This is a genomic window from Alteromonas alvinellae (assembly GCF_902705805.1).
On record NZ_CACSIH010000124.1, the window covers coordinates 20,763 to 37,061 of the forward strand.

The following is a 16,299-nucleotide window of genomic DNA, read 5'->3' on the forward strand; positions in this document are numbered from 1 at the left end:
TCATACGACCATGGTCCTGCTGGTGGTGGAACTCGCTAATCGTTACACTTAGTGCTTAATTCTTAACAGCAAGGATATAAGGTGCGAGATGTTAGTAAGGCGTTAGTGGGAGCTATATTGGTTTTCGCGGCGTATTATCTTGGGCTTTTCGCCGTAAATGTCATGGCTTTGCCCATTCCTGGCGCGCTGGTGGGGCTTTTGATTCTGCTTGGGATACTTTTTATTTTTCCAAAACTCGAAACACATACTGCACGTTTTGTTACTTTGCCTTTAAAGCATATGTCTTTGCTTTTCGTTCCGGCAGTACTTGCACTATCAATCTATTGGGTTGATATTTATGAGAATTTGCTTGCGATCACCATAGCTATTTTTGTTACCACCTCATTGAGCTTAGGTTTTACCGCCTGGTTTGCCCAAAAGTTGTTTTGTAGCAAGCAGCATAAGGAGGCCCACTCATCACAAGTGGGTAGGGAGCTTGAATGATCAATGCAATAACTCAAGCGTTTAGCGTTAATGGATTAATATGGCTTTGTGTTTCTGTTGTCGGTTACCTTATTGCGCTATGGATTAATAGAAAATGTAACGGCCATCCGATAGCGCACCCAATTGTATTTACCGCTATTTTTGTTTTCTTGAGCCTTTACCTCTCTAACACTAGCGTTGTTGAGTATCAACAAGCCGCTGCTTTGTTACATTGGCTTTTAGGTCCTGTCACCGTTGCACTCGCGTTACCGATTTATCGACAATGGCAAATTTTAAAGCGCTATGGATGGCGGTTAATAATCAGTATCGTCCTTGGTGGAATAGTTGCTCCTATTACCGCTTGGTTCGCGCTGTTTGCGCTAGATGCTCCAGCAGCTCTAAAAATGACTATGTTGGCGAAATCGATCACCACGCCTCTTGCAATGGAAGCGACGGCTCACATAGGTGGAATTCCTGCGATGGCAGCCGTGTTTGTTATAACGACGGGTATAGTGGGGGCTATTGTAGCGACAGGCGTTTTTTCGTTATTCAAAATAGAGGATCGTCAAGCACAAGGTATAGCTTTAGGAACCGTTGCCCATGCGATAGGAACAGCAAAATCCATCCACATGGGGGAAGATGTTGCTGCCATGGCTACCCTTGGGTTGTGCGTAAACGGCATTTTCACAGCCCTAGCGCTACCGCTCGTTTTTAGTTTGTTTGTTTGAATGATCTATGCGGCCTAATATTACTTTAGCCTCCCTGAAACTTACCGCCAAACAAGCGTCAAGTTAATTGTAAAACGCGCTGGCAATATTCCCCAAAAGTGCTATTTCTTAGTGAGGTGTTTCATATCACCATATACAAATTATCTTTTTAAAAAGTTGATATATTAACTCTGCTGTTTATCTCCGAAGAAAAATCAATACTTCAGTTCACAGCGGTTGTGCCGATACAATTGAAATTGCTAGAAAATATCAGCGTTGGCTGGTTGTAAAAGCTAGGTGGTAAAAGAACTTAATGTTTTCAGTACTCGTATGTGATGACTCGTTAGTTGCGCGTAAGCAAGTGGCTAAGTGCCTGCCTCAAGATTGGGATGTGGCTGTTCACTTTGCAAAGAACGGTCAAGATGCTCTGTCTGCACTCGCCGAAGGCAAGGGAGATCTTTTACTCTTAGATTTGAATATGCCAGTTCTCGATGGATATGGCACGTTAGAGGCCATTCAACAGCGCGGGCTTAAAACCAAAGTTATTGTGGTATCTGGAGATATCCAGCCTGAAGCGCATGAAAGAGTTACATCGCTCGGAGCTTTAGACTTTATCCGAAAACCTGTTGAACCAGCCAAACTTGCCGAGGTTCTTGATAAATACAATATTCTTCATGTCGAAGAAGAAGCGCAAGAAGAGGTGACACCGCTTGACCCTGATATTCGCGATTGTTACCAAGAAATAACCAATATTGCCATGGGGCAAGCAGGCGACCACCTCGCCCGAACCATGAATGTTTTTGTAGAACTCCCCATTCCTAACGTAAACCTCATTGAAGTCTCTGAGCTTCACATGATGCTTTCTGACATTGAAAGTCACGAACAAGTCACTGCCGTCTGCCAAGGTTTTTTAGGGCCAGGTGTTAGCGGTGAAGCTCTGTGTATTTTGAGCGATTCAAGCTTTGACGATGTGGCCAAAATTCTCAATGTGGAGGGCGAAGTAGACGACCAATTACAGTTAGAGCTTCTTATGGACGCGGCAAGTATTCTGATTGGAACCTGTTTAACAGGGTTAGCTAACCAAATGGATATTAACTTTAGTCAGGGGCATCCCATTGTGCTTGGTCAGCACCGTGCTATCACTGAAATTATCAGTATGAACCAAATTAAGTGGAAGCGTACTCTAGCGATAGAGCTTAGCTACGGTCTTGAAGGTTACAATGTTCAGTGTGATTTGATCTTATTGTTTACGGAAGAGTCTATGAAAATGATGAATTCCAAGCTCGCCCACTTGTTGGAGGATTTCTGATGAGCCAGCATTTAGATGAGTTACAAGAATTCCATTGGATGATGGACATGTTACAAACGGTAGATGTAGGTATTGTGGTTTTAGATCGCAATTTCACAGTGCAAGTGTGGAATGGCTTTATGGAAAGCCACAGTGGCCTTCTGCCAAGTGAAGTGAGAGACAAAACCTTATTTTCACTGTTTCCCACAATCAAACAAGACTGGTTTATGAAAAAAGCTAAGCCAGTATTCGACTTAAAAACGCGTGCTTTCATGACGTGGGAGCAGCGTCCTTATTTGTTCAAGTTTCCTAATTACCGGCCGATTACAGGGAGTGAGCCGTTCATGTATCAAAATATCACGCTATCTCCACTCACGTCAGCAACGGGTAAGGTAGATTTTATAAGCATGATGATTTACGACATGACGGATGTTGCGGTTGGAAAGAAGCAGCTTGAGGCACTCCAGGTTACGATGTCCGAAGAGCAAGAGGCGCGATTAGTCGCTAATAGCGTGAAACGCACCTACTCATAACCGCTATATGCGAAGCAGCCTTTTTGTCAGGCACTTTGCGATTCTTTCTACATCAAGTTTTTCTAGCACGGCGTCTTAAATACACGCTAAGAGTGCGACTGGAGTATGTATGCAAGCAAGTATGTCCTCATTTTCACGCTATCTCTCACGCAACGTATTGCGCGGGTTAGCCATTCTTGGCGGCGCATTTATTTTAGCTTCCTGTGGTGGAGGCGGAGGCGACGATGGTGGAGCAGGCGGCGGGGGATCGGGCAACGGTAACTTAGTTATAAATGCAGGCCTAGACGCCACTGTTACGGAAGGGGTAACCTATTCGCTGAGTGCTGAGGTGAGTGGCGGCGATGGCACTTACACTTATAACTGGAGTGCGTCTCCTTCGTTAGCCATTACTCATGACGACACGAGTTCTTCAGCAGCAAGTTTTGTAGCGCCGCTGGTGAATAGTGCCACTGAATATACGCTTACTGTTTCCGTTAACGACCAAAGCGGAAATACGGCAAGTGATGTTACTGTAATTACGGTCGCTCCTGTGAATATTGCCCCTGTAGCCAGTATAGACGTTCCTGCATGGGACGGATTGCCCGCCAATACATTTCCTGGCGGTGTCGAAATTGTTTTCGACGGAACAGGAAGCAGTGACGCTGATTCAACGTCAACAACTGGGGAAATAGCTGATTACGTGTGGACTCAAACCAGCGGCACAAATGTGATAACTGGTGTGGAGACTAACCTTTCTACTTTGACTATCGTTACACCCATTGCCAACGATGCACAGCAGCTTACGTTTCAGTTGGAAGTAACAGATAGTGAAGGGGCAACTGATACAGATACCGTTACTGTATCAGTGCAATCGGAAACTGAAACACTGCCAGTCGTTGATGCAGGGTTTTCGCAAGGTCTTTTTAGTGGCGAAGTGGTCATTTTAAATGGCGAGGCTACTACGAGTATTCCCAGTGCTCTACCACTTGCTTACTCTTGGGAGCGCAGTAACAACGTTACGTCCACTAGTGGGGCAAACACAGGAGCCGCAGTTCGCCCAGTAGATGACAGCGATGCGCTATCTACATTTGCTATTGCACCTTCTGTGTCTACCGCAACTGTGGTGGCCTATACGCTTACTGTGACTGACGCCAACGGCAACAGTGTTGAAGACACAATCAATGTACGAGTACGTCCAATGCCCACACCGCTGTTGAACGATACCGGCTTTTTACAACAAGCCACCAATAATGCGTTAACCGAGGCGCAGCAAAATGACTTCCCTGGGCAGGACGGGCAGCGTGGTGCTGATATTATTGAGCAAAATGGCTTAATTGAAAAAGCTGGGCGTGGTAAAGCCGGCTTCGACTTTACCCGGTTAAATGCCAATGGCGACGAACAAGACGCCAGCGCAGATACATGGTCGTGCGTTCGTGACAATGTGACCGGATTGGTGTGGGAAGTGAAAACCGACGACGGGGCATTTCAAGATAAAGACTATACTTACTCTTGGTTCAGCGACGAGGTGAATGGTGGATTTGAAGGTGATGAAACGGGTTCGAATGCGACGTGTTTATTAACTAACTGCAACACCTCTGCTTACGTCGAAGCGGTCAACGCGCAAGGTTTGTGTGGTTTTTACGACTGGCGGCTACCTACTCACCATGAACTCTTTTCGTTAATGCATTTAGGCATTGCCGACGATGTGGCCATTGATGAAGATTACTTCCCTAACACCGGCGCAGTCTCTACTGAGCCCCTATGGTATTGGACCTCAGTGCCAAGTGCTGATGGGGTAAACAGTGATGATGCACAAAATGCATGGGCATTGGATTTCGATTCAGGTGTCGATAACTTTCTTAATAAGTCATCAGCGGCGCGTGTTCGTCTTGTAAGAGCAGGGAGATAGTCATGAGCAATAAAGTCAATAAATCCGCTCAACGCGTACAGAAAAGCACAGTGCTAACTACACTCAAAATGGTTGTGGCCTCGACATTGTTTGCTAGTGCGTCGCTTTCAGCTTTCGCCCAAGAGTGTCTGTCTGATGGACTAGAAACCACGCCAAACGATAATTTCGAAGCAGTGACTACTAGTACTTTGTTGGATACTACCACAGATTTAGTTTGGAGACGTTGTTCCGAAGGACAAACTTGGGATGGCTCGACGTGTAGCGGTGAAGCGGTGAAGTATACGTGGCAGCAGGCGCTACAACTTGCGCAGCAGGCGAGTAACGAAGACCTGCTAGGATGGCGCTTGCCCAACGTTAAAGAGTTGGCCACCTTAACGGAACGCGACTGCGTACGACCGGCGATTAATAGCTCGCTTTTCCCAGCTACGCCTCCGGATGATTTTTGGACTTCTACCCCTTCGGCTGATGATCCAGACAGAGCCTGGGTTGTTGCGTTCTTTAATGCGAGCCACTCGATTAAAGAGAAAGACCGTTTCATTTACGTACGACTGGTGCGCACCTACACCAACGAATAGAGGTAGGAAAAGATCTACACCACTTTGCATTAGTCTTTAGTCTAGTATCTGACACTTAGACTTTTTATCACCAAAGCACGCTCTATAATGCGTGCTTTGTTGTACTAGGCCTGAACGTTAAAGGTGCAGATAAATATCGTTCTCATTCATGACCCGTCTATGTGTTGCGTATATTGATCATCTCGACATGTTCAACCTGATTTTTAGCACGTTAGACTCATGATGGCTTTTTATTTCCCAGTAAGCTAGCCACAATGTTGGTATGAAAATGATATCGAGCCTTAAGGCTGCCCTTTTTACAATTTGTTTATTCGCTGGACTTAGCACATCGGCGCAAGCTGAATATACATGCAATATTGATTTTGCCTACGGTATTGCCGTTAATAATGAGCAACTTCGCGTAATGGATAAAACCCGCACCGTAGTTCAGATTAATAACCAAAACCAGCTGTTTGTAGGTGGACGTTGGCAAACCTTGAATGAGCAAGAACGGCAGTGGCTAGAAGAGTATGCTTCAGGGTTACACTATGTAGTACCAAAAATGATTATTTTGGCCACCGAAGGTGTAGATTTAGCTATTGATACCATTGAGCATGTTTACCTAGGCTTAGTGGGCAGTGATCACGATAGCTATGAGCGTTTGAATGCTGCTATGAAGCGTGTTCAAAACCGCGTGAAAGATAAATTCAGGCATGCCAGTAATCATTATTTTATCGGCCCTGGGTCACTGGAAAGCGTTGATGAATTCGTAGATAGTGAAATTGAAGCACAGCTTGAGGAAGCAATTTCTACCTCAGTAGGCGGTATATTATCGGCGATCAGCGGCATCAACACTGGAAGCGGCGAGGTTAACCAAGAGAAAGTAGCGGAAATTACTCGTCAGCTTAATAATGTGGGCGAGCATCTGGATGTAGGTGATAAAGCTACGACATTGCGTAAAAAGGCAGAGTGGTTTTGTGAAAAGCTCAAACGCCTAGATGTAGCGGAAGAGAACCTTCGAGCAAGTGTGCCTGCATTCAAGCCTTACAATATCATAACGCGACATGATAAGAGTGAAAACTAGTTGATATAAGTATTACATGTACTGATTCTGGTTAAAGACTGATTAATACAGAAAAGCCTGCGAGAGCAGGCTTTTTTGATCTAGCTTTTTGGTTAACTCAAAACGGCAAGATTATACGAAACACGACAGTAGAGAGTTAAGATATCTACGGCCTTTTGCGGTTACTTGCCAGTGACTATCTGAAATAGACAGCAGCCCTTGGTGATGAGCATCAGACAGTGCGCGTTTAACGTCATCCGTTAACTCAGTACCAGTGAAGTCATTAAAATCACTTATCGGGCAAGGCTCTACTAAACGAAACCTATTCATAAAAAACTCAAACGGCAGGTCGTCTGCACTAACCAGCGTTTGCGTATCTAAATACGGGCGGCTCATTTCCATATAGCCTCTTGGATGCTTCACTTTAACGGTACGGTGAATTGTGCCATTCGTTGCATCGGTAATCTTTCCGTGGGCACCACAGCCAATGCCTAAATAGTCGCCAAAGCGCCAGTAATTAAGGTTATGGCGGCATTGATGCCCTGCTTTAGCGTAGCCTGAAATCTCGTACTGCTGATAGCCCGCCTGCTCTAAAAGGCAGTGGCCTTTCTCCTGTATTTCCCACAGAATGTCGTCGTCAGGTAACTCTGGCGGCTTGGAATAAAAAGGCGTGTTTGGCTCGATAGTAAGCTGATACCACGACAGGTGGTAAGGGTTTAACTCAATACCTTGCTTTAGATCTGCTATGGCATTGTCGACGCTTTGTTCCGGCAATCCATGCATAAGATCTAAATTAAATGTAGGTAGCCCCGCGCTGTGCGCTTGTTTCACTGCATTTTCGGCTTGGCTCTCATCGTGAATACGGCCCAGCACCTTTAAATGTTTCGGCTGAAAGCTTTGAATACCCACCGATATTCGGTTTACGCCTGCCTGATAAAAGCCCGTAAACTTACCTGCCTCAACGGTACCTGGATTGGCTTCCATGGTTATTTCAGCAGTGTCGCTCAAGTTAACCCGCTGTTTAACACCGTTTAAGATGTCAGCCATGGCCTCGCTTGAAAACAAACTGGGCGTGCCACCGCCTATAAAGATTGTCTCGACGGGGCGGTCGCCAATGCGTTTGGCATCAATGGCTAAATCGTCCAGCAGGTGCGCCACATATTCTTTCTCGGGTAAATCAGACTTAAGCCCGTGAGAGTTAAAATCACAGTACGGACACTTTTGAACACACCAAGGAATGTGGATATAAAGGCTAAGCGGTGGATTACGCAAAAGTCGCTCTCATATTATCAAGCAAAATCGCTAGGGCGTTGCCGCGATGGCTAATACGGTTCTTTTCGGCTTTCTCCAATTCTGCCGCAGTACAGCCATGAGTTGGCACGTGAAAAACTGGGTCGTAACCAAAACCGTCGTTACCAGAGCGAGCAGTTAAGATTTCGCCTTGCCACTTGCCTTGACTAACTAATGGTACTGGGTCGTCAGCATGGCGCATAAATACTAGAGTACAGAAGAAATGCGCTTTACGCTGGGTTTCGCCATTAAGGGCAGCTAATAGCTTGTCGATATTGGTATCGTCAGTTGCATCAGCGCCAGCATAGCGGGCTGAATAAATACCGGGTGCACCGCCAAGAGCGTCGACTACTAAGCCTGAGTCGTCAGCAATAGCAGGAAGGCCTGTTATTTGTGCCGCATGACGCGCTTTAATAATGGCATTTTCAACGAATGTTGTGCCTGTTTCAGGCACATCAGATACACCTAATTCTTTTTGCGCCACAACGTCTACGCCGTAATCTGCAAATAAGGATGCAAACTCTCGCACCTTGCCTTGATTACCTGTGGCTAGAACAATTTTTTCTGGAAATTTCATTGTGCCAGACTCCTCGTTTTTTCTTTGCTCCTGAAATAAGCTCGAACACATTTATCAGGTTACTTTAGGTTATTCAGGACGAAGGTTGGGAGTGGTTTGAGCAAACCCTCTGCCGCAGGGATGCGGCAGCGGAGCGCACATGGATGTGTTTACCGCGTGTTTGCGAAAGCCACTCCCAACCTTTGGCCATCGCATCGCTCAGCTTCTACGTGCTCGAGTTTTACTTTTTCTTCTTAGGCTTAGCTTTTGCCTTGGCTTTGTCTTTGGCCTTTACTTTTTTCTTTTTCGGGCCAATTTTAGGTGTTTTGTTTTTAGGGCGTAGCTCGTCAATGACGCGGGCTTTCAGTGGCTCGCCCATGTAACGTGCGGTTTTGGCCACCATGTCAAAATCGTGGGCTTCTACCAATGATATTGCAGTACCCTTGGCACCAGCACGACCGGTTCTGCCAATGCGGTGTACGTATATGTCAGCTTTGCGCGGCATGTCGAAGTTAATAACGTGGCTTACATTAGGTACGTCGATACCACGAGCTGCAACGTCAGTTGCCAATAAGATTGGTACCTCACCACTTTTAAAGCGAGCCATGGCTGCATTACGCTTGTCTTGTGGCATTTCGCCCTGTAGCCAACACACTGGAATGTCTTTAGACGCTAAGAAATCTTTTAGCATCTGTAAGCGGTCGCGAGTTTTGACAAAAACAACAGCAGATGTAGTCGTCTCTTGCTTTAAGATATTTACCAGCAGGGCTTGCTTGTGATTCATGTCATCAGCAAGATGATACCACTGATGAATTTTGTTCTTTTCTTTGCGCGATGGGTTCGCTTCAACCACTTCAGGGTTGTTAAGAATGTCGTGGGCGAAGGTTTTAACCCCTTTACCTTCTAACGTGGCTGAGAACAGTAGGTTTTGCTTGCGCCAGCGCGCTTCGGCAGCAATTTGGTTAACTACCGTTGAGAAACCCATGTCTAACATGCGGTCAGCTTCATCAAGAATTAAACACTCGATATCTCGGCAATCTGCGGCTTCTTTTTCGATATGCTCAAGCAAGCGACCTGGTGTAGCCACAAGAATATCGAGATTCTTGCTTAAGGTTTCTTTATCGGTGCCGTAGTTAATACCGCCGGTTATTACGCCGCACACAATTTGTGTGTGCTTTGTTATGGCTAGGGCTTGTTCGTAAACCTGTAGCGCTAACTCGCGGGTAGGTGTTAGGATCAAAATGCGTGTAGCACCAGGCTGTCTGCGCGGATAATCAAGTAAAAACTGGCATGCAGGCAATAAGAAAGCGGCAGTTTTACCGGTACCTGTTGGTGCAGAAGCCAAGATATCTCGTCCATCTAACGCATGCGGGATAACCAGTTCTTGAATGCTAGTTGGAGTTTCAAACCCCATATCGGCGACTGCGTGACACAGTGCTTCGTCTAATTCGAGTTCTTCGAAAGTCATAGTATAAAAAACGCTCTAAATGAATGGGGCGTATTGTAGCATTGCTATACCAAAACATAGAGAAAAAGTGGCGTTAAATTCTCATTGCGTAGACAAAATGTATTCTGATCATGAACACTTTGCATTAGTAACAACTAAGGCAAGGTAGCTATTCACTCAGCGAAGTGATAGCGGCAAGCTTGGCTTGGGTTAGTGCGTCTTTTATTTCGGGGCCTTTAACGCCCGTGGCAATGATATCTTGCACGTTCACTTGGTTGGCGGCGGCTAATGCATTTTCAATGCGCTTTTGTTGGTGTTGCCAATCTACGCCCTTGTTTTGCGCATAAGGCGCAAAAGCGCTGAGCAATAGTGTAAAGCGTTCTACTCTTCGCCATGCATCACAGCCATTGAATAAGGCGAGTAAGTCGGCGGGCGAGCTCTGCGTGTTTAATAGAAAATCTTTAAACTTACAGGCAAGGCTGACGATTTCACTAACTTGGTTTTGCACTTTGAGCCGACTGCATAACTGTTTCGCTTCTTCCTCATTAAGGTGAGTGAGCAGGGCAGTAAACCTTGTTATCAGTCTAGCGGTTTCTGAACCCGTGTCTTTGATAACGCTCTCGTTTTCAACCTTTTCTAGGTCTACCGCGGTTTTTAACGTTGCTAAAGCAGTATCTACACTACTTTCAAGTTCAGCAAACCAATCACTAAGGCCATGGGCCTCGTTTAATACGCAGAAAAAAACATGGGGTGTTTTCTCTAAAAGACTGCGCTTTGTTTCTTGCCATACGCGCTCTGCGCTTAGCGTGCTTAATTCGCCGCTTTGCGCCATATTCTGCATAAGTGCCATAGTTTCACTGGCAATGTTAAAGCCCAAATAAGCATAGCGGGTAGCAAAGCGTGCCACGCGAAATACCCGAAGCGGGTCTTCACTAAAAGCTTCTGATACGTGGCGAAGTATGCGGTTTTCTAAATCTTTTTTACCACCATAAGGGTCGATAAGGTTTCCAAGGTTATCTTGGGCTATTGCATTAACGGTAAGATCTCGGCGCAGTAAGTCTTCTTCCAGAGTTACGGTACTTGAAGCGTCACAAACAAAGCCCGTGTAGCCTTTTCCTGATTTACGTTCAGTGCGAGCTAGCGCATATTCTTCCTGTGTTTTTGGGTGTAAAAAAACAGGGAAGTCTTTGCCTACTTGGGTATAACCCTGGCTAAGCATTTCTTGCGGTGTGGCGCCCACCACGACATAGTCGCGTTCTACAACTTTTCTGTTCAACAGTGCGTCACGTACTGCGCCACCAACGAGATATACTTGCATGCTCTTCCAACGATTTTTTAGTCAGTAATACTTTTTTAGATTGGGAATGCATCGACTTTTGACGTGTAATGAAAATCAACCTTCCCAAGGTAACAGAGGCGCAGTATAGCAATGTTACAAATAAAATTCGTCGCCACATCGTTATGCGCTTTCACTTCAAGGTTGCGTCTGGTAGTTTAATCGTCGTTAAAAATTAAAACAGATAGGCGCTTCAGCAACCATGTATTTGAACTACTTCGGGTTAAATGACAATCCTTTTTCGATTGCGCCTAACCCCGATTATTTGTATATGAGCCCAAGGCACAAAGAGGCTTTGGCCCATTTGACCTTCGGCCTTAGGGAAAGCGGTGGCTTTGTGATGCTTACCGGAGAAGTGGGCACTGGGAAAACTACAGTTTCAAGAAAATTGTTGCAGCAGTTACCAGACAATACTCAGGTAGCTATGATATTAAACCCTACCTTATCTGCCCTTGAGCTATTAGCTACGGTTTGTGATGAACTAGGCTTACCCTATACACCAGAGAAAGCCAGCCTTAAGTATTTTACTGATTTAATTTTGTCTAAGCTGGCCGAAAATCACCAAGCAGGCATTAACACGGTGCTTATGGTAGATGAAGCACAGCATCTACTGCCTGAAGTATTAGAACAACTTCGTTTATTGACCAACCTTGAAACAAACCGTGAAAAGCTGTTAAAGGTCGTACTGATTGGTCAGCCTGAATTACAGCAGCTGTTAAAGCGCAACGAGTTACGCCAGCTTGCCCAGCGTATTACTGCTAGGTATCACTTGCTGCCCTTAACTGCGCCCGAGGTAAGCGCCTATATTGCTCATCGCTTGAGCGTAGCCGAAGGTGATATCAGTATTTTTAGTAAGTCTACATTGCGCGCGGTGCATCAAATTACAGGTGGAATTCCAAGGGTAATTAATTTGCTGTGCGACCGGGCGTTAACCTTATCTTTTACTAAGCAGCATGCGGTTGTGCAAAAGCCTATATTCTTGGCCGCGGCAGAGCAAATTCTAGGTGAAGATGTTGTCAGTCAGCGCGTGCAAAGCCAGCGTAAATGGTACTTGGCATCGGCGTTTGTTTTGGCCATTCTTTTCGGCTACGGGTTAGGGAGTTTGTATGTCTAATATCGTTGCCATTGAAGAACTAACGCCCGGTATGGTGATAGTTCAAATAACTAAGCAGCACGGGCCGGTTAAAATTAGAAAGTCGGGCTTAGTGACCAGCGACGCCATGGTGCAGGGCTTGGCTGAAATGGGTGTGCAAGAGGTTGAAATAGACCCTGAGCAAACCGTGGAAATAGCACCCGCGACTACACATCACAGAACGCAAACCCAAGCTTTGCTTCGCGGCGAGCATGATACAAGCGCCACGTTTGATAGATCGCTCAATGAGCAGTTTAATCGAAGCTTGTTTTTACCCACAGTAGAAGGGCTTCCGTCAGCATGGAAGCTTTACACCAAGCAAGTAGCGCTTTTTGCCGTCGTTATTCTTGGCGGTTTATGCATTGGCTTTTCCGCCGCTACGGCAAAACGCTGGTGGCCAATGCTAACTGCACCCGCTGCTGTACCGGTGGCAGACTCTGAAAGCTCAGTTTCACAGGTTGAAGCAAGCGGAGGCGCTTCAGCGCTTACGACCACGCAAAGTAGTAATGAAGCACCAGGCACTTCAAGCAACAAAGGTGAACAGGTATCTTCTAACATCCAGGGAAGTGGGCAAAGCGCAGGTTTAAACGAGACTGCTAACACAGCGGTAAATGCCAACGTTAGTAACGGCGGTGCAGCTCAGCAAGGCACGCAAGCGAACGCTATGGTAAATAACCAGTCTGTTGGCAACTTAGCTGCAACGCAAAATACTGATTTAGGTGCAGTTCCAAATACAAACCCAAACACAACAGGTACTCAGAGTCGCAACAATAACGACGTCTCCCAACGCTCTGGCGCCGAGCCAAGTAGTGGATATGAGCGTAGCTCTTCAACAGATTCAAGACAAACTGAGACTTCAGGGAATTATGAAGGGAAAGTATTAAATGAAGCTACGTCTCAATCTGACGTATCCGTGTCACCAGAGCTCATGGCGCGTTTTAATGCTGCCGTTGAAGCGCTAGACTCAAAGGCACAAGATAATACACCCGCTGAAGAGCAAACAAGGGTGACGGTTAAAGACGAACTACCCCGTGTAGATCAGCTACCCGTTCGCTTGTTAACACGACTTCCTACCATGAACTTTAGCGCGCATATGTATGCGTCTCGTCCTGCCGATAGATGGGTGAGAGTCAATGGCCGTCAAATAGGTGAGGGCGACTGGATTGCTGATAGAGTGCAAATCGTAAATATTGAAGCGCAGCGCGTAGTACTTTCTTTTGAAGATGAGCTCTTTACTATGGCGGCACTGACTGACTGGTAATAGCTATGAATAGAGGCTAACGGGCGCAATGACGAAATGTGGCCACGTTAATTTAGTCACGGTATGTGTCGTCCTAATATAAGTTGACAGTTATTAGGCCAGCTCTCGAAGCTGGCCTTTTCTATTATGCACTGCGTTAGGCGTTTCCATATCTAATGCTAAGTGCGGTCTCATTTCATTGTAAATATTGATTGATTCGGTAACGAGTATTTTCAACTCTTCGATTGTTTTACATCGATAGAGTAAGAACTCTTGTTTGAGTATGCCATTGATTCTTTCTGCCAATGCGTTTTGGTAACAATCGTACCCATCTGTCATTGAGGGGTGAATACCATATGCTGTTAATTCCTTCTGATAAATAGCTAAGCAGTACTGCAGCCCCCTATCAGAGTGGTGTACAGCGTTGCCTTTATACCGGTTATCTTTAACGGCCATTTTTAGTGCTTTCACTACGTTCTCAGCTTTCATGTCTGAACTTAAGTGATGGCCAACAATTTTCCGGGAACTAGAGTCAGTCACCAGCGATAGATAATGCACGCCTTGGTCAGATTCAAGGTAAGTAATATCGCTAACCAAGACATGTTCAGCATTATGGAGCCCTTCTTCCTTAAGTAAATTTGGATGCTTTTTCATCCAATGTTTACTGAACGTGGTTTTGATATAGCTTTTTCTCGGCTTAACGAGTAGCCCCTCACTTTTTAAGTAAGTGAAAAAGCCGTCTCGGCCTAACTTAATGCTGTGCTCAATCAGTTTCGGTTTTATTAATTTGTAGAGCTTGCGCGTCCCTATTTGCGGCATATACTTGCGCCAATAAAGTACCCAATCTTTAATTATCGATAGCTCTGCTCTTCTACATTCCATGCGAGAAACAGCTTGGTAAACCGACTGTCTCGATATTCCCACAACCCGGCATGCTGCGGCCAAATTTATTTCTTTTCTTTTTTTGGCTTGCCAGACGTACCGGATAAGTACTTTTTTCTGAGACCCGCTCCATACTCGTTATCCATAATATCTACCATTCCATTAAGGATTTTATTACGAAGCTTTTCGTCAGCTAATTCTCTCTCGAGGCGTTTTATTTTTTCGGCTGGTGTTTCTTTTGAACTTGGCATAAGTGGATGCTGAAATGGTTTCGACCAGTCGAGTCTACCATGCTTTCTGAGCCAAACTAATACCGTCGACCTTCCTTGTATTCCGAAGTGAGCTTGTGCCTGTTTATAAGTGAATTCGCCTTTTTCTACACGCTCAACTACACCCAATTTAAAAGCCAAGGTGTAATCACGCTGTGTGCGCTTAGGTCTTTGATTACTTGAAGTTGTCATAAAGAAGTCCTCTTTATGTCAACGTATTTTAGGACGGGACAGTAAAATGAAAAAGGCCCTTTAAAATGAAGGGCCTTTTTAATGATGGCAAAACCTACGCTGGCATCTGATTTATGAAAACGTCTTTGAAGAATTTAGGTAAGTTCAAACTAAACTCTTCGGGGCGAACGCCTGACACAATCTCATCGTCGTACTGACTTAAATCAACGCGCTTAACTTCGTTGAAATGCTGCGACGTAACGCTGTAAAAGGTCATAACGTGAGGGCTTACGGGGTCTTTAGGGTTGATTTTGCTAACAATACCTAATTTACCGCTCTTTAACCTCACCAAAGAGCCAACAGGGTGCACGCCAATACACTGGATAAATTGTTTTACCAATTCCTGGTCTAAGTTCTCTGTCGCAGTTAGTCGCTTTAGCGCCTGAGTAGGCGTGATACTGTTTTTGTGAGCACGGTTAGATGTCATGGCATCGTATGCGTCCACAATGGCAGCAATACGCGCGAACTCTGAGATTTCGTCACCAACCAATCCTCTCGGGTAGCCGCTTCCATCAACGCGCTCGTGGTGCTCTTCAATGATGCGTAGCGATAGGTCAGAAATATCGCCACACTGTTCAACTAGGTCTGCACCAATTTCAACGTGGGTTTTCATCACTTCCCAATCATCACTGGAAAATTCGCCTGTGTTATTGCGAATTTCGTCTGGCAGGGAAGACATCCCGATATCCATCAACAGGGCACCTAAACTCACTTGCTCTGTGGTATCTCTGTCATAGCCAAGAAACTCACAGAAAATACCGCTTAGTACACTGCAATTAATACTGTGCTCAAGAAGATACTGGTCGGTATCTTTAATCATAGTCAGGCAGCTTAGCGCATCTTTATTGTCAAATACACTTTCGATGAGGCTGTGAGACAGCGACTCCATCGGCGATAAATCTTTTACCGCCCCGTCTTTTAGCGACTTTAAAAAGCTACTTTGAATGGCAATTGCGCTGCTGTAGAGCTCGTTGGCTTCGTTAATTGAATCACGACCCACTGGCCTAACAACCGGTTTAGTCACTTCAGGCTCTTTTTCTTTATCTGGCTCGGGTGGCACAGCTGGCTCGGGCAGCTTGGACTTCGCAAGATCTACTTCGACGCTTAAAATACCTTTCGATTTTAGACTATCGATAATGGCTTGGGTTTTCACAATGCCTTTAGAACGCATTTTAAGTGAACCTGTTTGTTCAAGTACTTGATTGACGTACATTCCGGGCTGCAAATCATCAATGGGTACCTGTTCTAGCATTATCTCTCCTGTAAGGCACAACGTTGCCATTGTCTGTTACTACAATAGGGATGAATAGTACGATATTCCAGTGAAAAAAGTGAGGAGTTTATTAACCTTTAGTATAGCTAGGGCCTGTTGACCTTTGTTGTACATTTTTGCAGCGGTCTGTGTGCCATCTAGACAAGGC

Annotated in this window: 15 protein-coding genes; 9 read left to right on the plus strand and 6 right to left on the minus strand. The window is 45.4% G+C overall.

Annotation, left to right across the window (positions count from 1 at the left end):
• The first annotated feature begins 81 nt into the window (after positions 1-81).
• From ACX5KA_RS09195 to ACX5KA_RS09225, 7 genes are all read left to right on the plus strand, one after another.
• Positions 82-483, plus strand: coding sequence for a CidA/LrgA family protein (locus ACX5KA_RS09195; protein WP_458730949.1), 402 nt, complete (start codon positions 82-84; stop codon positions 481-483).
• Complete coding sequence (locus tag ACX5KA_RS09200) at positions 480-1,190, plus strand: LrgB family protein (protein WP_458730950.1); 711 nt, start codon at positions 480-482, stop codon at positions 1,188-1,190. Before ACX5KA_RS09195 ends, ACX5KA_RS09200 begins: the two co-directional genes overlap by 4 nt.
• Before the next feature lie 292 nt (positions 1,191-1,482).
• Entirely contained in the window at positions 1,483-2,478 is a 996-nt protein-coding gene (locus ACX5KA_RS09205; RefSeq protein WP_458730951.1) for a response regulator, read from the plus strand.
• Positions 2,478-2,990 carry a PAS domain-containing protein gene (locus tag ACX5KA_RS09210; protein WP_039223364.1) on the plus strand — a complete coding sequence of 171 codons (513 nt, stop codon included), beginning with the start codon at positions 2,478-2,480 and terminating at the stop codon, positions 2,988-2,990. Before ACX5KA_RS09205 ends, ACX5KA_RS09210 begins: the two co-directional genes overlap by 1 nt.
• 109 nt (positions 2,991-3,099) lie before the next feature.
• Positions 3,100-4,878, plus strand: a complete 1,779-nt coding sequence (locus ACX5KA_RS09215; RefSeq protein WP_458730952.1) for an Lcl C-terminal domain-containing protein — start codon at positions 3,100-3,102, stop codon at positions 4,876-4,878.
• A gap of 2 nt (positions 4,879-4,880) precedes the next feature.
• On the plus strand, positions 4,881-5,453 hold the full coding sequence (locus ACX5KA_RS09220) for an Lcl C-terminal domain-containing protein (protein WP_084081947.1): 573 nt from the start codon (positions 4,881-4,883) through the stop codon (positions 5,451-5,453).
• 268 nt (positions 5,454-5,721) lie between these two features.
• Positions 5,722-6,516: a YggN family protein gene (locus tag ACX5KA_RS09225; RefSeq protein ID WP_052235502.1), complete on the plus strand. Its 795-nt coding sequence runs from the start codon at positions 5,722-5,724 to the stop codon at positions 6,514-6,516.
• Between the two features lie 111 nt (positions 6,517-6,627).
• On the opposite strand, the gene hemW is transcribed toward ACX5KA_RS09225, so the two are convergent.
• The 4 genes from hemW to ACX5KA_RS09245 all read right to left on the minus strand — a co-directional run bounded on the left by hemW (position 6,628) and on the right by ACX5KA_RS09245 (position 11,106).
• Positions 6,628-7,767 (minus strand): radical SAM family heme chaperone HemW, encoded by a 1,140-nt coding sequence (gene hemW, locus ACX5KA_RS09230; RefSeq protein WP_348670303.1) that lies wholly within the window; start codon positions 7,765-7,767, stop codon positions 6,628-6,630.
• Positions 7,760-8,362 carry an XTP/dITP diphosphatase gene (locus tag ACX5KA_RS09235; protein WP_039223355.1) on the minus strand — a complete coding sequence of 201 codons (603 nt, stop codon included), beginning with the start codon at positions 8,360-8,362 and terminating at the stop codon, positions 7,760-7,762. Before ACX5KA_RS09235 ends, hemW begins: the two co-directional genes overlap by 8 nt.
• A 220-nt stretch (positions 8,363-8,582) precedes the next feature.
• Complete coding sequence (gene srmB, locus ACX5KA_RS09240) at positions 8,583-9,809, minus strand: ATP-dependent RNA helicase SrmB (RefSeq protein ID WP_334048316.1); 1,227 nt, start codon at positions 9,807-9,809, stop codon at positions 8,583-8,585.
• 148 nt (positions 9,810-9,957) lie between these two features.
• Positions 9,958-11,106 (minus strand): CCA tRNA nucleotidyltransferase, encoded by a 1,149-nt coding sequence (locus ACX5KA_RS09245; RefSeq protein WP_334048315.1) that lies wholly within the window; start codon positions 11,104-11,106, stop codon positions 9,958-9,960.
• Positions 11,107-11,326: 220 nt separating this feature from the next.
• On the opposite strand from ACX5KA_RS09245, the gene ACX5KA_RS09250 reads away from it, so the two are divergent.
• Both ACX5KA_RS09250 and ACX5KA_RS09255 read left to right on the plus strand, forming a co-directional pair.
• Positions 11,327-12,238 carry an ExeA family protein gene (locus ACX5KA_RS09250; protein WP_334048314.1) on the plus strand — a complete coding sequence of 304 codons (912 nt, stop codon included), beginning with the start codon at positions 11,327-11,329 and terminating at the stop codon, positions 12,236-12,238.
• Entirely contained in the window at positions 12,231-13,517 is a 1,287-nt protein-coding gene (locus ACX5KA_RS09255; RefSeq protein WP_334048313.1) for a general secretion pathway protein GspB, read from the plus strand. The genes ACX5KA_RS09250 and ACX5KA_RS09255 overlap by 8 nt, the downstream gene beginning before the upstream one ends.
• A gap of 93 nt (positions 13,518-13,610) precedes the next feature.
• On the opposite strand, the gene ACX5KA_RS09260 is transcribed toward ACX5KA_RS09255, so the two are convergent.
• Together ACX5KA_RS09260 and ACX5KA_RS09265 are read right to left on the minus strand one after the other, a co-directional pair.
• Positions 13,611-14,839, minus strand: a protein-coding gene (locus tag ACX5KA_RS09260) for an IS3 family transposase (protein WP_458730953.1) whose coding sequence is annotated in 2 segments (ribosomal slippage) — positions 13,611-14,488 and positions 14,488-14,839 — 1,230 coding nt in all. Because the reading frame shifts where the segments join, the coding sequence is not laid out codon by codon here.
• A gap of 94 nt (positions 14,840-14,933) precedes the next feature.
• Positions 14,934-16,130, minus strand: a complete 1,197-nt coding sequence (locus ACX5KA_RS09265) for an HD-GYP domain-containing protein (protein ID WP_458730954.1) — start codon at positions 16,128-16,130, stop codon at positions 14,934-14,936.
• Between the last annotated feature and the right edge of the window lie 169 nt (positions 16,131-16,299).